The 19491-nt window shown below is 72.7% G+C and carries 20 protein-coding genes; 4 read left to right on the top strand and 16 right to left on the bottom strand.

Translation table 11 applies throughout. The features are described from left to right. The first annotated feature begins 70 nt into the window (after positions 1 to 70). Together AB0H81_RS08380 and AB0H81_RS08375 are read left to right on the top strand one after the other, a co-directional pair. Positions 71 to 1096, top strand: a complete 1026-nt coding sequence (locus AB0H81_RS08380) for a LuxR C-terminal-related transcriptional regulator (protein WP_358370949.1) — start codon at positions 71 to 73, stop codon at positions 1094 to 1096. A gap of 46 nt (positions 1097 to 1142) precedes the next feature. Further along, positions 1143 to 1520, top strand: a complete 378-nt coding sequence (locus tag AB0H81_RS08375; protein WP_358370946.1) for a DUF5319 domain-containing protein — start codon at positions 1143 to 1145, stop codon at positions 1518 to 1520. On the opposite strand, the gene AB0H81_RS08370 is transcribed toward AB0H81_RS08375, so the two are convergent. From AB0H81_RS08370 to groES, 4 genes are all read right to left on the bottom strand, one after another. Beyond that, positions 1481 to 1756, bottom strand: a complete 276-nt coding sequence (locus AB0H81_RS08370; RefSeq protein WP_358370943.1) for a hypothetical protein — start codon at positions 1754 to 1756, stop codon at positions 1481 to 1483. The genes AB0H81_RS08375 and AB0H81_RS08370 overlap by 40 nt on opposite strands. Further along, a complete protein-coding gene (locus tag AB0H81_RS08365; RefSeq protein ID WP_358370940.1) occupies positions 1753 to 2388 on the bottom strand; it encodes a sigma-70 family RNA polymerase sigma factor in 636 nt (211 codons plus the stop codon). The genes AB0H81_RS08370 and AB0H81_RS08365 overlap by 4 nt, the downstream gene beginning before the upstream one ends. Positions 2389 to 2904: 516 nt before the next feature. Further along, complete coding sequence (gene groL / locus AB0H81_RS08360) at positions 2905 to 4524, bottom strand: chaperonin GroEL (RefSeq protein WP_358370937.1); 1620 nt, start codon at positions 4522 to 4524, stop codon at positions 2905 to 2907. Positions 4525 to 4595: 71 nt separating this feature from the next. Further along, a complete protein-coding gene (groES, locus tag AB0H81_RS08355; RefSeq protein WP_253781127.1) occupies positions 4596 to 4910 on the bottom strand; it encodes a co-chaperone GroES in 315 nt (104 codons plus the stop codon). A 242-nt stretch (positions 4911 to 5152) separates the two neighbouring features. Here groES and AB0H81_RS08350 point away from each other — a divergent pair, with 242 nt between their 5' ends. Further along, positions 5153 to 6367 (top strand): methyltransferase domain-containing protein, encoded by a 1215-nt coding sequence (locus AB0H81_RS08350; protein ID WP_358370934.1) that lies wholly within the window; start codon positions 5153 to 5155, stop codon positions 6365 to 6367. Positions 6368 to 6560: 193 nt separating this feature from the next. Then, on the top strand, positions 6561 to 8438 hold the full coding sequence (locus AB0H81_RS08345) for a hypothetical protein (RefSeq protein ID WP_358370931.1): 1878 nt from the start codon (positions 6561 to 6563) through the stop codon (positions 8436 to 8438). A 201-nt stretch (positions 8439 to 8639) separates the two neighbouring features. Here AB0H81_RS08345 and tsaD read toward each other — a convergent pair whose 3' ends face one another. From tsaD to AB0H81_RS08285, 12 genes are all read right to left on the bottom strand, one after another. Further along, positions 8640 to 9671 carry a tRNA (adenosine(37)-N6)-threonylcarbamoyltransferase complex transferase subunit TsaD gene (tsaD, locus tag AB0H81_RS08340; protein ID WP_358370928.1) on the bottom strand — a complete coding sequence of 344 codons (1032 nt, stop codon included), beginning with the start codon at positions 9669 to 9671 and terminating at the stop codon, positions 8640 to 8642. Then, complete coding sequence (gene rimI / locus AB0H81_RS08335) at positions 9664 to 10095, bottom strand: ribosomal protein S18-alanine N-acetyltransferase (protein WP_358371068.1); 432 nt, start codon at positions 10093 to 10095, stop codon at positions 9664 to 9666. Before rimI ends, tsaD begins: the two co-directional genes overlap by 8 nt. 11 nt (positions 10096 to 10106) lie before the next feature. Beyond that, a complete protein-coding gene (tsaB, locus tag AB0H81_RS08330; protein WP_358370925.1) occupies positions 10107 to 10751 on the bottom strand; it encodes a tRNA (adenosine(37)-N6)-threonylcarbamoyltransferase complex dimerization subunit type 1 TsaB in 645 nt (214 codons plus the stop codon). Between the two features lie 183 nt (positions 10752 to 10934). Further along, positions 10935 to 11864, bottom strand: a complete 930-nt coding sequence (locus tag AB0H81_RS08325) for an aminoglycoside phosphotransferase family protein (protein WP_358370923.1) — start codon at positions 11862 to 11864, stop codon at positions 10935 to 10937. A 54-nt stretch (positions 11865 to 11918) separates the two neighbouring features. Then, positions 11919 to 12455: a class F sortase gene (locus tag AB0H81_RS08320; RefSeq protein WP_358370920.1), complete on the bottom strand. Its 537-nt coding sequence runs from the start codon at positions 12453 to 12455 to the stop codon at positions 11919 to 11921. A 13-nt stretch (positions 12456 to 12468) separates the two neighbouring features. Then, positions 12469 to 13101: a hypothetical protein gene (locus tag AB0H81_RS08315; RefSeq protein WP_358370918.1), complete on the bottom strand. Its 633-nt coding sequence runs from the start codon at positions 13099 to 13101 to the stop codon at positions 12469 to 12471. 278 nt (positions 13102 to 13379) lie between these two features. Further along, positions 13380 to 13799: a tRNA (adenosine(37)-N6)-threonylcarbamoyltransferase complex ATPase subunit type 1 TsaE gene (gene tsaE / locus AB0H81_RS08310; RefSeq protein ID WP_358371065.1), complete on the bottom strand. Its 420-nt coding sequence runs from the start codon at positions 13797 to 13799 to the stop codon at positions 13380 to 13382. 50 nt (positions 13800 to 13849) lie between these two features. After that, a complete protein-coding gene (locus AB0H81_RS08305; RefSeq protein WP_358370915.1) occupies positions 13850 to 14899 on the bottom strand; it encodes an alpha/beta hydrolase in 1050 nt (349 codons plus the stop codon). Positions 14900 to 14916: 17 nt separating this feature from the next. Beyond that, entirely contained in the window at positions 14917 to 16050 is a 1134-nt protein-coding gene (gene alr / locus AB0H81_RS08300; protein WP_358371062.1) for an alanine racemase, read from the bottom strand. A 141-nt stretch (positions 16051 to 16191) separates the two neighbouring features. Then, complete coding sequence (locus AB0H81_RS08295) at positions 16192 to 17664, bottom strand: NAD(P)H-hydrate dehydratase (RefSeq protein WP_358370913.1); 1473 nt, start codon at positions 17662 to 17664, stop codon at positions 16192 to 16194. Between the two features lie 9 nt (positions 17665 to 17673). Then, complete coding sequence (locus tag AB0H81_RS08290; protein WP_358370910.1) at positions 17674 to 18024, bottom strand: holo-ACP synthase; 351 nt, start codon at positions 18022 to 18024, stop codon at positions 17674 to 17676. A 31-nt stretch (positions 18025 to 18055) separates the two neighbouring features. Then, positions 18056 to 19474, bottom strand: a complete 1419-nt coding sequence (locus tag AB0H81_RS08285; RefSeq protein WP_358370907.1) for an alkaline phosphatase PhoX — start codon at positions 19472 to 19474, stop codon at positions 18056 to 18058. Positions 19475 to 19491: the final 17 nt, after the last annotated feature.

Below are 19491 nucleotides of genomic sequence, written 5' to 3'. Positions count from 1 at the left end.
GGGGGCGGACATGGCGAGGATGCCGCGTTATTCTCGCGGCACCCCGGTCCCCCGTATGGAGCCATGCGACATGCGCAAGGAGTCACCCGACGTGCCCGATCCCCTCGCGGCGCTGGGCCTCGACCCGGCTCAGTCGGCCCTCTACACGGCGGTGCTCCGCCTGCACCGCGCCACGCTCGCGGAGCTGGCGGAGGCGATGGGCGGGCCGCGCGACAAGGTCAGCCGGCAGCTCGACGACCTGGTACGCCTGGGCGTGGTCGACGAGCACTCGGGCGAGTACCTGGCCCGTCACCCCGCGGGGGCGCTCGGCCGGCTGATCGCCCAGCGGCTCGACCGGCTGGCCGAGGAGAGCCGGCGCATCGACTCGGCCCTCGGGTCGATCCGCGGCCTCATCCGCGACTACGACGCCGGGCGCGACTATCAGAGCGGACCGTTCCCGGTGGAGCTGGTCAGCGGGGCCGACGTGCTGTACGAGAGCGTCGTCGGCATGGCCGTCCAGGCGCCGCCGATCACCGTGCTCACCGCCATCCCCGACGAGCGCACCATGACCGACTTTTCTCGGAAATTTGCTGATCCTTGGATCGACGCGCAGCAACGCGGGCTGATGACCGTGCGCGCCGTCGTCCCCGTGGAGACGCTGGCGCTGCCGGGCGTCCGCGACGGGCTCGGCCGCCTGCTGGAGACCGGCGGCGAGGTCCGCACGCTCGACCGGGTGCCGAGCTGGTTCATGACCGCCGGCGACGAGGCCGCCGGCCTGCCCGCGCTGTGGGGCGGCAACCTGCCCGACCACGCCTACAACTTCTATCTCTTACGCACCCCGATCGTCGTGGGCGTGCTCAGATCGCTGTTCGAGGAGTGGTGGGGCCGGTCCGCACCCGTGCCGTGGGGTCACCGGGACGGCACCGTCCAGGTGCTCCGGCTGGCCGCCCAGGGCCTGTGCGACGAGTCGATCGCCCGCCATCTCGGCGTGTCGGTCCGCACCGTGCGCGCCCGGTTCGCCGACGCGATGACCCGGCTCGGCGCCCAGTCGCGCTTCCACGCGGGCGTCGAGGCCGCGCGGCGCGGATGGCTCGACCAACCCGCTGACCACCACTGACCACCACTGACCACCACGGCGGCCGCATCGGTCATATGGTGGGAAGGTGCTGGAAGACGTCCCCCGCGACCCGTTCGCGGACGATCCGAATGACCCGTCCGCCGAGATGGGCGAGCTCGACGACGCCGAGCCGCTCACGGCCGCCGAGCGCGACGAGGCCATCACGGACCTCGCCGACGTGGAGGTGTTCCGCTCCCTGCTGGAGCCCCAGGGGGTGCTCGGCCTCGTGCTCGACTGCCCCGAGTGCGGCGAGCAGCACTTCTTCGACTGGGATCTGCTGCGCGGCAACCTCCGCCAGATGATCGAGAAGGGCCGGCCGCAGGTGCACGAGCCCGCCTTCCACCCCGACCCGGCCGACTACGTCACGTGGGAGTACGCCCGGGGTTACGTCGACGGCGTCATCGACACCGAGGAACGCCGCTGACCCACCGGCGCCGCCCCGCCCTCGCCGGCGCCCGCCTCACCCGTACGCGCGTGGACGCCGTCGGCCCACGGACGCGCGTAGCGGTCGTCGTCGCGGCGGACGTCGGCCCGCAGGGCGGCGAGCAGCCGCGCGGCGGGATCGTCATGAGGGGGCGGCTCCCCGCGGCCGAGGGCGTCGAGCAGCGCGTCGCTCTCGTCCTCCGGAGCCGGTCCGGCTCCGGTCCGCTCCTGCGTCAAGCCGACTCCAGCTCGGCCATCTGCCTCAACCTCGCGAGCGCCCGGTGCTGGGCGACCCGGACCGCACCTGCTGACATGCCCAGTACATTACCGGTCTCCTCAGCGGACAACCCAGACACCACGCGCAACAGCAGCAACTCCCGCTGATTCTCGGGCAACCGGGCGAGCAGCCTGCGGGCGTGCTCGACCTCGATGTAGCGGACCACGGTCTCCTCGGGCCCCGGTCCGTCGTCGGGCCCGTCGGGCAGGTCCTGCGTCGGCACGGCCGAGCGCACGGAGCTGCGCAACGCGTCGGCCACCTTGTGCGAGGCGATGCCGAACACGAAAGAGGCGAACGGACGGCCCATGTCGCGGTAGCGCGGAAGCGCGGACAACACCGCGATGCACACCTCCTGGGCCACGTCATCGGCAATGTGATATTGCCCTGAAACCCTGCCCAACCTGGCGCGACAATAGCGCACCACCATCGGACGCAACTCGCCGAGCAGGGATTCGATCGCACCGCGATCTCCCTGTACGGCGAGGCTGGTCAGTTCCCTAAGGTCGGAGTCATCCGTCCGTGCCGGAAGTCTCGACGCGAGCCTTACCCCAATTTTGGCGTCGGCGACGCTTCCCTCGCTCACGATAGGCATGATGCCCGCCCTGATCGGGCCTGTCGTCATCGCGAACGGCTACGGATTGGTCACATTGAAGAGACGGCGACTGCCCGTAATCGAATGACGACAGAAAGGCTTTAGTAGTGGAGGAATATTTCACCCCATAACACGAAATGCGCGGTATTCGCCAGCGACGCAGCTCAGGCCGAGGGACAACGCGCGGAGAACGCGGGGACAGCGCACGGAGAACGCCTCGCGTCAACCCACCTCACCACGGGTCAACCCGAAGTCAACACGATCGGGCAAGACGACGCTTTGCCACCACTTCTGGTTTACCCGGATAAGTCACTATTTCATATCTCAGATTGTATGCGGCGTTGTATCCATTGGTACCACGTCACATCCCATCAGCTCGCCCCTATCCGAACACTTCATCCAGATACGTGCAGGATCACGCCAGAAGCCGTGGCGCGCCCTCGCCCGCACAGGTCCGGGCACGCGAACGGCCCGCCCCCGCAAGCGGGGACGGGCCGTTCGTGAGCCGTCAGGTGCTCAGTGGCCGTGACCGTGGCCGTGGCCCTGGCCGGCGGCCGCAGCCTCCTCCTCGGGCTTGTCCACGACGAGCGCCTCGGTCGTGAGCAGCATGCCCGCGATCGAAGCGGCGTTCTGGACGGCCGAGCGGGTGACCTTGACCGGGTCGATGACGCCCTGCGCGATCAGGTCGCCGTACTCGCCGGTCGCGGCGTTGAGGCCGTGGCCGACCTCCAGCTCGGAGACCTTGTGGGTGACCACGTAGCCCTCGAGACCGGCGTTCTCGGCGATCCAGCGGGCCGGCTCGACCAGCGCGCGGCGGACGACGCCGACGCCGGTGGCCTCGTCGCCCGACAGACCGAGGTCGCCGAGCTCCTTGGAGACGTGGATCAGGGCCGAGCCACCGCCGGAGACGATGCCCTCCTCGATCGCGGCGCGCGTCGCGGAGATGGCGTCCTCGAGACGGTGCTTCTTCTCCTTGAGCTCCACCTCGGTGGCCGCGCCGACGCGCAGCACGCAGACGCCGCCCGCGAGCTTGGCGAGGCGCTCCTGCAGCTTCTCGCGGTCCCAGTCGGAGTCGGACTGCTCGATGGCGAGCTTGATCTCCTTGACGCGGTCCTCGATGGCCTGCTGGTCACCGGCGCCGTCCACGATGGTCGTGGCGTCCTTGGTGACGACGACGCGGCGCGCCTGGCCGAGCACCTCGAGACCGACGTTCTCCAGCTTGAGGCCGACCTCCTCGCTGACGACCTGGCCGCCGGTGAGGATGGCCATGTCCTGCAGCATCGCCTTGCGGCGGTCGCCGAAGCCCGGCGCCTTGACGGCGACGGAGGTGAACGTGCCACGGATCTTGTTGGTGACCAGGACGGCCAGGGCCTCGCCCTCGACGTCCTCGGCGACCACGAGCAGCGGCTTCTTGGTCTGGGCGATCTTCTCGAGCAGCGGCAGGAAGTCGGCGATCGAGGAGATCTTGCCCTGCGTGAGCAGGATGTAGGCGTCCTCGAGGACGGACTCCATGCGCTCGGGGTCGGTGACCATGTAGGCCGACAGGTAGCCCTTGTCGAACTGGAGGCCCTCGGTGAACTCGAGCTCCATGCCCATGGCGTTGGACTCTTCGACCGTGAGGACGCCGTCCTTGCCGACCTTGTCGAACGCCTCGGCGATCAGCTCGCCGATCTTGGCGTCCTGGGCGGAGATCGTCGCGACGTTGGCGATCTCCTTCTTGTCCTCGACCGGGCGGGCGCTGGCGAGCAGCTTGTCGCTGATCTCCTTGGCCGCCTTGTCGATGCCGCGCTTGAGCGACAGCGGCGAGGCGCCGGCCGCCACGTTGCGCAGGCCCTCGCGGACCATGGCCTGGGCCAGGACCGTCGCGGTGGTGGTGCCGTCGCCCGCGATGTCGTTGGTCTTGGTGGCCACTTCCTTGGCGAGCTGGGCGCCGAGGTTCTCGTAGCGCTCCTCCAGCTCGATCTCACGAGCGATGGTGACACCGTCGTTCGTGATCGTCGGAGCACCGAACTTCTTGTCGATGACGACGTTGCGGCCACGCGGGCCGAGGGTGACCTTGACGGCGTCCGCGAGGGCGTTCACGCCACGCTCAAGAGCGCGGCGGGCGTCCTCGTTGAACTCCAGGATCTTCGCCATATTGCTGAGAGTCCTCTCCTAGTGTCGAAGGCCCCGGCCGCCGACGGCGCCCGGGGCCCGACACCACCGGCTTACTTCTCGATGATCGCGAGAACGTCGCGGGCGGAGAGCACGAGGTACTCCTCGCCGCCGTACTTGACCTCGGTGCCGCCGTACTTGCTGTAGAGGACGACGTCGCCCTCACTGACGTCGAGCGGGATCCGCTTCTCGCCGTCCTCGTCCCAGTTGCCCGGGCCCACCGCGAGGACCTTGCCCTCCTGCGGCTTCTCCTTGGCGGTGTCCGGGATTACCAGGCCGGAAGCGGTGGTCTGCTCAGCCTCAAGCGGCTGCACCACGATGCGGTCGCCGAGCGGCTTAACGGGAACCTTGGTGGCGGTCGTCACGATCGGACCTCCCCTTCAGATTTGAATGATCTAGAAGAGGCGACCAGCGGGGCCTGCCGTCGCGGGTGCCAGACCTGCCTCGTCGCACGTTGGCACTCTCAAGGGGAGAGTGCCAACAGGAAACATATGCAAGAGGGGCTTGACAGTCAACACGAACACGTTTGCTGAGAGCGATACCTCGTCCTCCCAGGTCCCGGCGGGGGCCCGGAACGGGCCCGCCGGGCGGGGCGCTAACGTCGTACGGCGTGGACCTGGACGCCTTCACCGAGTTGCTCACCCCGCGCGGGCAGCGCGCGCTCGCGGAGGCGGTCGAGCACCGGGACGCCGACCCCGTGGCGGCCGCGACGAGCCTGCGCCGCACCTACGACGCCGCGCTCTCCTCGGCGGCGCTCACGCAGGCACGGCTGCGGGAACGGGCGCGCGCCAAGTTCGGTGCGGACGCCGAGCTGATGTACTTCACGCCGCACGGCCTGGAGCAGGCCACCCGCGCCGAGGTCGCCGCCCACCGCGCCACCCGGCTGCTGAGCCTGTGGCGAAGCTCTCACCACGCCGGGGCGGGCGACGGACCCCGGGTGGCGGACGTGTGCTGCGGCTCCGGCGGCGACCTGCTGGCGCTGGCCCGGGCCGGCTGCCTCGTGGACGCCGTCGACACCGACCCGCTGACCGTGGCCGTGGCCAGGGCCAACGCCGAGGCGCTCGGGGTGGCCGAGCGGGTCACGGTACGCGTGGCCGACGCCGCGTCGGTGTCGCCCGAGGACTACGACGTCCTGTTCGCCGACCCGGCCCGGCGCACCTCCAGGGGCCGCACGTTCGACCCCATGGCCTACTCCCCGCCGTGGCCGGTCGTGCTCGACCTGCTCGCCCGCGCCCCGCGGGCCTGTGTCAAGGTCGCCCCGGGCATCCCGTACGAGTTCATCCCGGAGGGCGCCGAGGCCGAGTGGGTCTCGTACAAGGGCGAGGTCAAGGAGGCGTCCCTGTGGGCGCCGCCGCGCGCCGCGCGGAAGACCGGACTCGTCCGGCTGGCCACGCTGCTGCCGGGCGGGCACGTCCTGCGCGACGCCGGCGCCGTCGCCCCCACCGGGCCGCTGGGCCGCCACGTCTACGAGCCCGACGGCGCCGCGATCCGCGCCCACCTCGTCGGCGAGGTGGCCGAGCTGGTCGGCGGCCGCCTGCCCGACCCCATGATCGCCTACATCACCGGCGACGATCCGGTCGACACCCCCTGGGCGGCCCGGTACGAGGTGGAGGAGGCGCTGCCGTTCTCGCTCAAGCGTCTGCGCGCCGCGCTCCGCGACCGGAAAATAGGAAATGTCACTATTAAAAAGCGGGCCTCGGCTGTCGATATCGAACGCCTTCGGAGCGATCTCCGACTTTCGGGCACCGAATCCGCCGTGGTCATTCTGACCCGGATCATGGACAAGCCCTCCGCCCTGATCTGCCGCCCGGGCTCACCTGCGTAAATGGCAAATCGGGGCGTTCCCCCGGCAACCACGATATTTTCCCGCACCACTGACGCGGCTTGATCGAGAGGCTAAGGTGGGCGGGCGGGAGTTCTCCCCCCTGTTGCGGTTTACCGCGTTCTCCTTCTTCCATCTGCAAACCGGACCTATCCACCGCTGCGCGATGAACCGTCGGCGAGTGAAGGAGCTTTCGGTGGATCATTCCAACCACACCGCCCTCCTGCAGACAGGCGGCCACAGCAAGGTCCCGGAGAGGATGCGCGAGCTGCTGGCGCGCGCCGCGCAGGACCACGTGTACGAGCAGCGCACGCAGGGGGCCGTCCTCGACGAGATCCGCCAGCGGCTCGAGGGCATGGAGTGGCTGCTGCGCGAGGTGCGCGAGCGGGAGCTCGGGGGGTTGAGCGGCACGCTGGAGACGGTGAGCGGGCGCCTTGACGACATGGCGGCCAAGCCGCCCATGTGGGCCGAGGGCCTCGCCCAGCACGTCGAGGCGGTGCGCGACCACGTGGACGCCGTCGGCTCGCAGGTGGGCTCCGTGGACGCCCGGGTGGAGTCGGTCCACCAGCGCGTCGCTCCCGTGGTCGAGCTGCCGAACATCTGGGACGACCTGACCACCATCGGCGGCGGTGTCGAGGAGACGCTGAAACGGCTGCAGGCGGTCCTGGACGGCGGCGAGGGCATCGCCAAGCGGCTGGGCGAGTTCTCGGCCGTCATGGCCCAGCTGGGCTCCAGCATGGAGGCCGCGGCGAGCCGCTTCACCCGGCTCGACAGGTCACTCGCCGAGCTGACGGCGCGCACGGACCGCGTCGAGAGCCTGGTGGCCGACCTGTCGAACGGGCTGTCCGCGGGGCTGTCGAGCGGCCTGGACGACCGGCTGACCGCCGCCGCCGACCAGGTCGGCGCCCGGGCCGCCGCGGTCGGCGAGCAGGTCAACGCGCACGTGGACGCCGTCGCCGAGCGGCTGACCGCGCACGTGGACGTCCTCACGGGCCAGGTGAGCGCCGTGACCGACCGGCTCACGACCGCCGAGCAGCGGCTGGCGGCGCGACTGGAGGAGTCGCGGCAGGAGCTGGCCGCGAGCCTGGAGGAGACGCAGCAGCAGGTCGCGGTCCGGCTGGAGGAGACCCAGCAGCAGGTCGGCGTGCGGCTCGACGAGCTCGACGCGCGCATGGAGGGGGTCGACGGCCGCCTGGCCGGGGTCGACTCCCGGCTGGGAGGCGTGGACAAGCGGATCGTCTCGATGGACGGTCAGCTCGGCGCCCTGGACGGCCGGGTGGACGGCCGCTTCACCACGCTCGACGGCCGCCTGACCACGCTCGACGAGCGGGTGGCCGGCGTCGGCCAGCACCTCGGCGAGGCCGCGACCCGCAACGAGGCCCGCTTCAACCACCTCGACAACGGCCTGGAGTCGCTGGACGAGCGGCTGAGCGAGGTCGAGGAGCACCTGACGACCCGCTTCGACGCCGTCGACAGCACGGTGACGGGCCGCTTCACGACCGTCGACACGAAGCTGGCCGCCGGGTTCGACGGGGTCACGAGCCGCCTCGACCGCAGCGACAGCGCCATGGCGGCGCACTTCGCGACGGTCGACGCCAACCTGTCGGCCCGCTTCGACACGATGGACGGGCTCGCCGGCCGCCTCGACGCCGTCGACACCGGGCTGGCGGCGAGGTTCGACCAGGTGGGCACCAGCATCCAGAGCGGCATGCAGGCCCGCTTCGACGGCGTGGAGCGGCACCTGACCGACCTCGCCACCCGCGCCGAGCAGGCGGGCGAGCAACTGGAGACGGTGGACGACCACCTGGAGGCGGTCAACCAGCGGGTGAGCCAGCTCCCGGTGACGCTCGGGATCGGCGAGCGGATCGAGGAGGCGATCGCCGCCCGGGCCGCCGAGGAGGCCGAGCGTCTCGCGGCCACCGCGGGCGCGCTCACGGAGCTGGTCCAGGCACGGCCCGACCGCGACGAGCTGACGCGCACCGCGACGGACCTCACCAAGCGCCTCGGCTCCCTCGAGGAGACCATGCTCGCGCTCGCCGAGGCGCTCCTCCGCCCCACGCGGCCGAAGGATTGACCCCTTGGTACGGCACAGCCGACGTCACGCGCACGCGCCGACGTCGGCCGGCCTCTGTCATGGCCGGTCGTGAGGGCTCACGGGGTGCTCGCCGTGACGACGCGCGCTCTTGGCCGTCCACCTGGCCACCCCCCTGACCCTCGCCGGACACGCGAAAGGCGACCGGCCCGAGAAGCGATCCGGGCCCGCGCGCCTCGCCTCTCAGACGTGGACCGTGGTGATCGGCATCGACGAGTCGGCCGGGATCTCCAGAGTCGACGGAGTGATGCCGGCGGCCACCAGGTCGGAGCCGAGGGCGGCGACCATGGCGCCGTTGTCGGTGCACAGGCCGGGACGTGGCACGCGCAGCCGCACCCCCGCCGCGTCGCACCGCTCCTGGGCCAGCGCGCGCAGCCGCGAGTTGGCCGCCACGCCCCCGCCGATGAGCAGGTCGCGCACGTCGTACTTACGGCACGCCTGGAGCGCCTTGCGGGTCAGCACGTCCACCACGGCCTCCTGGAAGGACGCCGCCACGTCGGGCACGTGGATGGACTCGCCGGCCGACTCGCGCGCCTCGACCCAGCGGGCCACGGCGGTCTTGAGGCCTGAGAACGAGAAGTCGAGCGTGCCGTCGTCGATCTTGCCGCGCGGGAACGCGACGGCCGTGCCGGAGCCCGAGGTCGCCGCCCGGTCGATGTGCGGGCCGCCGGGGAACGGCAGCCCGAGCACCCGCGCCACCTTGTCGAACGCCTCGCCCGCCGCGTCGTCCACGGTCGAGCCGAGCGAGATCACGTCCTGGGCCACGTCGGGCACCAGCAGCAGCGACGAGTGGCCGCCCGAAACGAGCATGGCGATGCACGGCTTGGGCAGCGGGCCGTGTTCGAGCTGGTCGACGGCGACGTGGGCGGCCAGGTGGTTGACGCCGTAGAGCGGCACGCCGAGGCCGAGCGCGTAGGCCTTGGCCGCGGCGACGCCCACCAGCAGCGCCCCGGCCAGGCCGGGCCCGGCCGTCACGGCGATCGCGTCGATGTCGGAGAACTTCAGACCGGCCTGCGCCAGCGCGGCCTCCACGGTCGGCGTCATCGCCTCCAGGTGGGCCCGCGAGGCCACCTCGGGCACCACGCCGCCGAAGCGGGCGTGCTCGTCCATGCTGGACGCGATGGTGTTGGCCAGCAGCGTGTGGCCTCTGACGATGCCGACGCCGGTCTCGTCGCAGGAGGTCTCGATGCCGAGGACCAGTGGTGCGTCAGCCATCCAGCTTCTTCCTCATCATGATCGCGTCGGTGCCGTCGTCGTAGTAGCGGCGGCGGATGCCGATCTCCTCGAACCCGAAATGCTCGTACACGCCGCGGGCGCGCGGGTTGTCGTCGCGCACCTCCAGGAAGACCTCGCGGGCGCCCCGCCTGCGCGCCTCCCGCAGCAGCTCGGCCAGCATCGCGCCGCCGACGCCCGTGCCCTGGTGGGCCTGGAGCACCGCGATGGTCTGGATGTCGGCCTGGTCGGCCGCGGCGGCCAGGCCCGCGTAGCCGACGATGACCTCGTCGACCAGCGCCACGACGTAGTGGCGGGTGCGCGGCTGCTCGGCCAGCTCGCCGCGCATCATGCCCTCGCTCCACGCGTCGCGCGGGAACGTCGCGCGTTCGATCGCCATGATCGCGGGCAGGTCGCCCTCGGTCATCTGCCGGAGTCTCACGCCGTCACCCGCTTGGGCGCGCCGGGCACCACCGCGTCGGGGCGGCGCAGGTAGATCGGCCGGGGCGGGTCGAGCGGGGCGCCTGCGGCCAGGCGTTCGACGGCGAGGGCGGCCAGCGCGCCCGCGTAGGGGTAGGGCGGGTCGAGCGGCTCGCCGAACGCGTCGGGGTAGAGGACGGCGCCGGCCCCGGCCACCGGCAGGCCCTCGCCGGGCACGTCGGCGGGCCGGTCGACGGCCGGACCGCTCACGCGGGTGCGCCGGTCGGCGTACCGGGCCCAGAACACCTCCTTGCGCCGCGCGTCGGTGGCCGCGATGAACGGCTCGTCGCGGCCGCTGCCGTAGGCGACGGCGTCGAGGGTGCAGATCCCGTACGCGGGGATCGCCAGGGTGGTGGCCAGCGCCTGCGCGGTCATCAGCCCGACGCGCAGCCCGGTGTACGGGCCGGGGCCGCTGCCGGCGACGACGGCCGTGACGTGGCGCAGCGAAGCGCCCGCCTCGGCGAGGACGGTCTGGATGGTGGGCGCGAGCAGTTCACCGTGGCGCCGGGCGTCGATCGTCGTCGACTCGGCGAGAACCCGCTCGCCGTCGTGGAGCGCGGCGGTGACCGCAGGAGTCGCGGTGTCAAAGGCCAGGACCAGCACGACTGATTAGCCTACCCGCCACCCGGCTCACACCTGGCCGCTCACCCGATTCCACCCGCGCCGCCCGGCGCACATCCGATTTCCACCCGCGCCGCCCGGCGCAACATCCGGCCGCTCACCTGGCCCCCGGCTCGCACCTGGCCGCTCACTCGGTCCCGGCCCTGCCGGGGCGAGCCGGAGGGGTCAGGACCAGCCGATGCGCCGCCTGAGCCAGTCGAGCGCGACCGTGCCCTGGGCGCGCTGGAACGCCCTCAGCGTGGGCAGCCCCGGCGGATCCGGTCGGCGGCCCTGCCGGACGAAGTAGCCGGTCATCGCGGCGACGACCGCGGTGATCGCCGGGTCGGGGTCGGTGACCAGCTCGTACGGCATCGGCCCGCCCTGCATGCCGACCGACGGCAACATGCCCACCTGGTCGACCCACGGCGCCCCGACGCACGCCCACGGCCAGTCCACGACGTAGACCTGGTCGCCGGCGAGCAGGATGTTGTCTGCCCGCAGGTCGGAGTGGAGGAGCGTGTCGCCGGCGGCGGCCTCGCCCCAGCCGGACTCCAGCTCGGCCAGGCGGTCGAGGTGGCGCAGCGCCCACGGGTCGAGGCCGGTGACGTCCTCGTCCACGAGCCTGCGCCAGCCGCGGAAGGAGTCGGCGAACCGCTCGGCGACGGGCGGCGCGGTGATGGGCGCGGGCGTGAGCGCGGCCGACATCCGGCCGACGGCCGCGAGCACCAGGTCCAGCTCGTCGCGCCGCCACGGCATCGCCGGGTGACGGCCCTCGATGTCCTCGAAGACGAGCACCACCCAGCCGCCGGCCTCGAACGTGGTCAGCAGCCGGGGCGCGGGCACCGACGCGGGGAGGGCGGCGGCGATCACCGCCTCGGCGCGGTAGATGCGCACCGACTCGGGGTTCGGCTCGGGGCCGACGGCCTTGACGAACGCGCGCCGTCCGCCGGCTGTGCGCAGGCGCACGGCGGCGGCCGGAGAGAAGCCGGTGTCCTGCGTGACCGCCTCGGTCACGGGACCGCCGAGGAACTCCTCGACCCCGGCCCGGGCCGCGGGGTGCACCCGCTCCCAGGGAACCCGGCTGCCGCCGGCGGGCGGGCTGGTCTCCACGCTCATGCCCCCATCATCCTGATGCCCGCAACCCGTTTGCCAGGGAAGCGGCGGCCGGGGTCAGGCGCGGGAGGCGTAGACGATGACGTTGTCCACGTACTCGCCCCTGGCGTAGTCGAACGTCCCCCCGCACGTCACCAGCTTGAGACCGTCGTCCACGTAGACCTTCTTGGCCGGGAAGCGGTCCTTGTGGACCTGCTCGACGGCGTCCACCTTGTACGTGACGACCTTGCCGTCGCTGCGCTCCACCTTGACCAGCTCGCCCTTGCGCATCTTGCGCAGCTTGTAGAAGACGGCCGGCGCCGTCTTGGTGTCGACGTGGCCCACGATCACCGAGGCGCCCTTCTCGCCGGGGACCGCGCTGCCGCTGTACCAGCCGGCGACCTTGGGTTTCTCGTACGGCGGCAGCTCCACCTCGCCGTCCTTGGTCAGCCCGAGCTTCATCAGCGGCGCCTCGACGTCGATCGACGGGATGTCGATGCTCTCGGGCACCACCTTCGCGGCGGCCTGCTGCGTGCCGAGCTGGGACTTGCCGAACATGACCAGCAGGAGTCCCGTGGCGGCCCCGGCGAGCACCACGCGTCCCGGACGTGCCATGGCGACGTCCTCGTCAGGCCCGGCTGCGGCGCTTGACCGCGATCCCGACGCCGGCGGCCAGGGCGAGGCCGAGCACGATCCCGGCCGGGCCGAGCGGCAGCCCGGAGTCGTCGTCCACGTCCTTGCCGAACGTGCCGCCGCCGCCCGCGCGCGGCGCCCGGGTGGGCACGTCGCTGGGCAGCGCCTCGGCTCGGACGACGCGAAGGGTGGCGCGGCCGGTGTCGTTGGTCCCGTCGCACTTGACGTCGACGCGGTAGGAGCCGCGCGCGATCGTGCCGGACACCTGGGCCTCGCCCCGCACCCAAGGGCCGGCGCTGGGCGTGCTGGTGGCGTTGGGGCCGGGGGTGGGGGTGGCCGGGTTGAGCGGGACGCCGTTGATGAACGCCCGCGAGGTGGCGGTGCCGGTGTGGGCCGGGCCGCCGGTCGGCACCGGGCAGTTGGCGAGGATCCAGACCCGCGAGGTCTCCCCGGCGGTGACCCGGTCGGGGTTGAGCTCGACCTTGATGGAGGCGCGGGCGGCGGCGGGCGTGGCGGTCGTGGTGGCGGTGGTGGTCGCGGTTGCGGTCGCGGTCGCCGTCGGGGTTGCCGTCGGTGTGGTCGTGGGGCCGCTCTGGGCCTGGGCAGAGCAGCCTAATGCGCCGATCATGAGGATGGCTCCCGCGGACGCGAATCGCCTGACACCGAGCACCAGCGCACCCCACTTCGCCGTCTTGCACCAAGCATCCACCAAAAGGGCGGACACTGCCCCTCCTGATACCCAGAAATTCTGGGGGAATCCATCGCCAACGATCATGTTTTCCGTCATTGGCGAGATACGTCAAGGGTGGCAGCATTGCCGAGCGTTGACCCGCGTTTTACTCTTGTCGCCGCTCGCACCGGCGTGTCGGTGGCGCCGCACGACCGGCGTGGCGAGGGCGGGGCCGGTCAGGCGGTGCCGCCGGTCCAGCGGGCGCCGATCTCCCGCAGGGTCACGACGCGGGCGTCGTCGCCGGTCTCGCGGTCGATGTGGATCTCCAGGCGGTCCTCGGACAGGCCCTCCACGAGTCCCTCACCCCACTCGACGACGGTGACCGACTCCTCCAGCGAGGCGTCGAGGTCGAGGTCGTCCACCTCCAGGTCGCCGCCGAGCCGGTAGGCGTCGGCGTGGACGAGGGGCGGCCCCTGGTGCAGGGACGGGTGGACCCTGGCGATCACGAACGTCGGCGAGGTGATGGGGCCGCGTACCTTCAGGCCCTCGGCGATGCCCTGCACCAGCGTCGTCTTGCCGGCGCCCAGCGGTCCTGACAGGACCACCAGGTCGCCGGGACGCAGCCGGGCCGCCAGCCGGGCCCCGTACGCGCGCATGTCGTCGGCGGTCGGCAACCGCTCCGCGTTCACCGCGACTCCCCCACTCTCTACAACTCCACTCTCTTGATCAGGTCGCGCAGCGCGTCGTTGACCACGCCCGGCCGTTCGAGCTGGATCAGATGTGAGGTGTCGGGCACCTCGGTCAGCTGGGCCTTGGGCAGGGCGGCCGCGATGGCGCGGCTGTGGTCGGGCGGGGTCAGCCAGTCCTTGTCGCCGACCAGGATCGCGGTCGGCACGGGGTCGAGGACGTGCAGCGCGGACAGCTTGTCGTGGTTCATCAGCGCCGGGTAGAAGTCGGCGATCACTTCGGTGGGCGTCTCCCTGATCATGGACTCGGCGAAGTCGACCAGGGTGGGGCTGACGTTCTTGGAGTCGCCGAACCCGACGTAGCGGGTGATGAGGAAGGCGATGTCGCTGCCCGCGTGGCGGGTGCGGTCGACGAGCGCCCCCCGGCGTCCCAGCATGGACACCGCGCCGGGCGCCACCTTGTGGACCACCTTGGACACCAGGGCGGGCAGGCCCAGCGTGATCTCGGCCAGCTTGCCCGCCGAGGTGCCGATGAGCGCCACGCCTTTGATCCGGTCGCCGAACAGCTCAGGACGGCGGTCGGCCAACGCCATGATCGTCATGCCGCCCATGGAGTGGCCGACGAGGACGCACGGGCCGGGCACGAACCGTTCGAGCAGCTCGGCCAGGTCGTCGCCGAGCCGGTCGATCGTGGTGTCCTCCGCGTCGGCGCGCTCGGAGCGGCCGTGGGAGCGCTGGTCCCACAGCACGATCCGGTGGCTCTCGCGCAGGTCGCGGCGCTGGTAGTGCCAGGACTCCAGGTTGAGGCAGTAGCCGTGGCAGAACACGACGGTCAGCGGCGCCTGGTCGGGGCCGTCGATCTCGACGTGCAGGGACACCCCGTCGGAGGTGGTGAGCGTGCGTTCCCGGCCCTTCAGCTCACCGAACGGCTCGCCGAGCTCGGCGTCGGGGCGCAACCTGATCCGGCCCACCGCGTAGCGCTTGGCCAGTGTCGCCGCCGCGACACCCGCCGACGCGGCGCCGACGATGGCTCCGGCGATGCCGACCCTGCGACGCGTCGTCGTGGTCATGTGCCCGCGCCCCCTTCTCACTCCTGGCTGTCGCGCACGTGGACCCGCGGTACCCGCGCGCCGATCCTCGTCACGATCTCATGCGTGATGGTGCCGAGGTTATCCGCCCACTCCTGAGCGGTGGGCTCGCCCCTCCCCCCAGGGCCGAACAGCACGACCTCCTCGCCGCCTTCCAGCAGGTCGCCGTCGAGGTCGATCATGAACTGGTCCATGCACACGCGGCCGGTCACGGGCCTGCGGCGGCCGCCGGCCAGCACCTCGGCCCGGCCGGTCGCGTGCCGCAGCACGCCGTCGGCGTAGCCGAGCGGGACCAGGCCGAGCCGGGTCTCGCTCTCGGTGACGTGCAGGTGCCCGTAGGAGACGCCGGAGCCGGCGGGCACCTGCTTGACCAGCGCCAGCCGCGCGAGGAGCGTCATCGCCGGGCGCAGGTCGAAGTCGCCGAGCTCGGGGACGGGGCTCAGCCCGTACATCGCGATGCCGGAGCGGACCATGTCGAAGTGGGAGCGCGGCAGCGTCATGATCGCGGCGGAGTTGGCGAGGTGGCGGATGACGTGGGAGCCGCCCGCGCCCGCCTGCTCGGCCAGCTTGAGCGCGGCCTCGAACGCGTCGAGCTGCGCCCCGATCGACGGGTGGCCGGGGACGTCGGCGCATGCGAAGTGGGACCAGAGGCCGACGATCTCGATGACGCCCTCGGACTGGAGCCGGACCGCCCGCTCCAGCAGGCCGGGCCAGGCGGCGAGGGGCGCGCCGCCCCGGCTCATGCCGGTGTCGGCCTCCAGGTGCATGCGGGCGGTGCGGCCGGTGCGCCGGGCGGCGGCGGCGATCTCGTCCAGGGTCGTCCCGTCGGAGGCCGACAGCTCGACGGCGGCCTCCAGCGCCTCCGCGATCGGCTCACCGGGGCCGATGATCCACGACAGCACCGGCGCCGTGACGCCGGCCTCGCGCAGCGCCAGCGCCTCCCGGATGAACGCGGTGCCGAGCCTGCCCGCCCCGCCCGCGAGGACGGCCTCGGAGCACGGCACCAGGCCGTGCCCGTAGGCGTCGGCCTTGACGGCGCCCATCAGCTCGGCTCCGCCGGCGCGCTCCTTGAGCAGGGCCACGTTGTGCTCGATCGCGGCCAGGTCGACCCGCGCCTGCGCGGGCGTCGCCATCGGGAATCCCATCCCTCCAGTTTGGCAGCTCGCCCAGGTGGCCGGGCGCCATTCGCCGATCACCGCACCGCTGCGCAGCGCGGCCACCCCGACGAATCACCGCCGCACGCGACCACCTGGACGAATCACCGCCGCACGCGACTACCTCGACGAGGAACGGCCGGTCAGCTCGCGGATCGCGGCGGGCACCGCCGCCGCCACGCCGGCCGCGTGCAGCGGCGCGCCGGAGGAGGCGATCCGCCCGGCCAGCCCGTGCAGGTACGCCCCGCACGAGCCCGCGTCGTAGCAGCCGAGCCCCTGGGCGAGCAGCGCCCCCGCCACCCCGGACAGCACGTCGCCGGTGCCGCCCGTGGCCAGCCACGCGGTGCCGGTGCCGTTGACGCGTACCGGCCTGCCCTGCTCGGCGACCACCGTGGTGGACCCCTTGAGCAGCACGGTCACCCCGAGGTCGGCCGCGGCGCCCCGGGCGTGCTTCAGCCGGTCGGCCTCGATCTCGTCGCGCCCGGCTCCCGTGAGCCGCGACAGCTCCCCGGCGTGCGGGGTGACCAGCACGGGCGCCTCACGGCCGAGCAGGTCCCGTTCCCGGGCGACGAGCGTGAGCCCGTCGGCGTCGATCAGCACGGGCACGTCGCTCGCCAGCACCTGCGTGAGCACCTCACGCGCCCAGTGGCCCGTGCCGAGCCCGGGGCCGACCACCCACGCCTGCACCCGGCCGACGCCGTCGAGCGAGGGCCGCTCCAGCTCCGTGACCACCGCCTCGGGCCAGTGGGAGCGCACCTGCGCCACCGGCCCGCTCGGGCCGGCGTAGCGGACCATGCCGGCGCCGGCCAGCAGGGCGCCGCCCACGGCGAGCACGGCCGCGCCGGTGTACTGGTCGCTGCCGGCGACGACGCCCACCACTCCCCTGCGGTACTTGTCGCTCTCCGCCGCCGGGCGCGGCAGCAGGGCGGCCACGTCGGCGCCGGTGAGCCCGACGACGTCGGGATCGGGCAGGTAGGGGCCGAGCCCGATGTCGACCAGCTCCACCTCGCCGGCCAGGGCGGCGCCCGGGTCGACGAGCAGGCCGGTCTTGCGCGCCCCCATGGTCACGGTCAGCGCGGCCTCGACGGCGGCGCCCTCCACCCGGCCGCTGCTCGCGTCCACGCCGCTCGGCACGTCCACGGCGACCGTCGGCGCCGCCGCGGCGTTGGCCGCCCGGGCGAGCCCCCAGTACGGCTCGCGCAGCGCCCCGCTCGCCCCGATGCCGACGAGCCCGTCCACGATGAGGTCGGCCCGTTCGATCGCCTCGCCCGCGGCCTCTCCGCCCCCGGCCTCCCTGCCCCCGGCCAGCAGGAAGGCCTCCAGCCCGGCCTCGTGGGTCCTGCCGCCGGCGAGCACGGCCTCGACCCTGGCGCCGCGCCGGGCGAGCAGCGCCCCCGCGTACAGGGCGTCGCCGCCGTTGTCGCCGCTGCCGACGAGCAGCCTCACGCGGCTGCCGTACACCTTGCCGAGCATCGTCGCGCACGCGGCGGCGAGCCCGGACGCGGCGCGCTGCATCAGCGTCCCCTCGGGCAGGCGGGCCATGAGCTGGTGCTCGGCGGCTCTGATCTGGTCGGCGGTGTAGGCGATGCGCATGATCCGAAGCTATCCCTCCGCGATCACGTAGGCCACGGCGACGCCCGCGTCGTGGCTGAGGGACAGGTGCCAGCGCTTGACGCCGAGCTCGTAGGCGGCCTCGGCGGCGCGGCCGGTGACGTGCAGCTCGGGCTTGCCGCTCTCGCCGCGGCGCACCTCGGCCTCCAGGTGGGCGACCCCCTTGGGGCCGCCGAGCGCCTTGGCCACGGCCTCCTTGGCGGCGAAGCGGGCGGCCAGCGACCGCACCGGCAGGTCGCGCTCGCGCTCGGTGAACAGCCGTGTCCGCAGGCCGGGCGTGCGCTCCAGCGTGGCCTCGAACCGGGCGATGTCCACCACGTCCACCCCGATGCCCAGGATCATGCCCCCAGGCTAACCGCCGCCTCCGGGCGCGTCAGAAGGCTCCGCGCTGCCACGGCCCCCAGATCGCGAACGACATGCCGTGCGTGGACTGGACGTTCACGTACAGGGTGTGGCCGCCGGGGCCGAACGTGGACCCGGCGAACTCCGCGCCCGGGTCGCCCGCGACGGGCTGCATGCGGCAGAAGTCGAACAGCTCGCCGTGCCGGGTCAGGCCGCGCAGGTAGTTGTCGCCGTCGCCGTCCTCGCACAGCACGAGGGTGCCGCGGGGGCTGGCCGTCACGTTGTCGGGCAGGTCCAGCACGGTCGAGCCCGGCGACTCGTAGACGAGCTTCAGCCGGCCGCTCCACGTCTCGTACGCCCAGACCTGCCCGCGGCCCTTGCCGAACCCGGAGGGGGCCGTGTCGCCCGGCGCGGTGGCGCCGCCCTGGGTGGAGACGAAGTAGATGGTGCCCTGGTGGTGGATCGCGCCTTCGAGCCGGGAGAAGATCGCGGCGCCCTTGGCCCGGCCCTGCTTGCCGACCGCCTGCACGGCCTCGTCGTTCGCCGGTCTCCCGGTGAACGACGGGTCGGGCTCGTCGATGTCCACCCAGGTGGTGGCGTAGGAGGCGCCGTGGCGCTGGCCCGCGGACAGGTCCTCGCGCGGGGAGCCCTTGACCGCCAGCATCTGGAGCTTCCCGCCGTCGAGGAGGCGGCCGGCCTTGAGCGGGTGTTTGGGCGGCAGGTAGCGGTAGAAGCCGGAGGCGAAGCTGAAGCAGTCCTCGGTGAGGTAGAGCGCGCCCGACTCGGGGTCGAAGGCGGCCGACTCGTGCGCGAACCGCCCGGCCGACCTGATCGGCTTGGCCGTCGCGGCGCCGGTCACGGGCACCTCGAAGACGTAGCCGTGCCTGCGGGTGAGCTTGGAGTTGTCGCCGCCGGAGTGGTCGTCGCCGACGTCGGGCCCGTTGACGGTCTCCTCGCAGCTCACCCACGCCTTCCAGGGCATGGGACCGCCGGAGCAGTTGAGCATGGTGCCGTTGAGCGACGGGGCGGCCTTGAGCACCTCGCCGTGCCGGGTGACCTGGAGGGTGACGGTGCCGCCGCCCGCCATCGGGTCGTAGGCCTTGTCCTTGTCGCCGAAGGCGCCGACGGGGCCGCCGACCTCGTGGTTGCGCACGAGGTACGCGGTGCCGCGCGGGCCGGCGAACGCCGCCATGCCGTCGTGGCGGCCGGGCACGGTGGAGCCGTCGGGGAACGCGCTGCCCGCCTCGTTGAACGAGCGGTAGGCGAACCCGTCGGGCAGGTGGAGCCGCACCACGCCGTCGCGCTTGTCGCGTACGGGCCGCAGCGGGCCGTAGCCCTTGACCCGGGTGACTCCGCCCTGCTCGCCCGCGCAGGCGACGCCCGCGAACGGCCCGGCGATGCCGGTGGCGGCCGCCACGGCGGCCCTGGCCAGGAAGCGACGACGGTCCATGAACCCTCCCGGGGACG

The organism is Nonomuraea sp. NPDC050691 (assembly GCF_040654455.1).
In the GTDB taxonomy this organism is placed as follows: domain Bacteria; phylum Actinomycetota; class Actinomycetes; order Streptosporangiales; family Streptosporangiaceae; genus Nonomuraea.
This window is presented reverse-complemented; position numbering and strand designations above follow the sequence as displayed.

Bases quoted from the DNA above. Each gene is read 5' to 3' on its own strand.
- AB0H81_RS08380 (WP_358370949.1), top strand. From the start codon at position 71: ATGCGCAAGGAGTCACCCGACGTGCCCGATCCCCTCGCGGCGCTGGGC.
- AB0H81_RS08365 (WP_358370940.1), bottom strand. From the start codon at position 2,388: ATGCCTATCGTGAGCGAGGGAAGCGTCGCCGACGCCAAAATTGGGGTA.
- groL (WP_358370937.1), bottom strand. From the start codon at position 4,524: ATGGCGAAGATCCTGGAGTTCAACGAGGACGCCCGCCGCGCTCTTGAG.
- tsaD (WP_358370928.1), bottom strand. From the start codon at position 9,671: ATGGCTGACGCACCACTGGTCCTCGGCATCGAGACCTCCTGCGACGAG.
- rimI (WP_358371068.1), bottom strand. From the start codon at position 10,095: ATGACCGAGGGCGACCTGCCCGCGATCATGGCGATCGAACGCGCGACG.
- AB0H81_RS08325 (WP_358370923.1), bottom strand. From the start codon at position 11,864: ATGAGCGTGGAGACCAGCCCGCCCGCCGGCGGCAGCCGGGTTCCCTGG.
- AB0H81_RS08320 (WP_358370920.1), bottom strand. From the start codon at position 12,455: ATGGCACGTCCGGGACGCGTGGTGCTCGCCGGGGCCGCCACGGGACTC.
- AB0H81_RS08315 (WP_358370918.1), bottom strand. From the start codon at position 13,101: ATGATCGGCGCATTAGGCTGCTCTGCCCAGGCCCAGAGCGGCCCCACG.
- tsaE (WP_358371065.1), bottom strand. From the start codon at position 13,799: ATGCGCGCGTACGGGGCCCGGCTGGCGGCCCGGCTGCGTCCCGGCGAC.
- AB0H81_RS08305 (WP_358370915.1), bottom strand. From the start codon at position 14,899: ATGACCACGACGACGCGTCGCAGGGTCGGCATCGCCGGAGCCATCGTC.
- alr (WP_358371062.1), bottom strand. From the start codon at position 16,050: ATGGCGACGCCCGCGCAGGCGCGGGTCGACCTGGCCGCGATCGAGCAC.
- AB0H81_RS08295 (WP_358370913.1), bottom strand. From the start codon at position 17,664: ATGCGCATCGCCTACACCGCCGACCAGATCAGAGCCGCCGAGCACCAG.
- AB0H81_RS08290 (WP_358370910.1), bottom strand. From the start codon at position 18,024: ATGATCCTGGGCATCGGGGTGGACGTGGTGGACATCGCCCGGTTCGAG.
- AB0H81_RS08285 (WP_358370907.1), bottom strand. From the start codon at position 19,474: ATGGACCGTCGTCGCTTCCTGGCCAGGGCCGCCGTGGCGGCCGCCACC.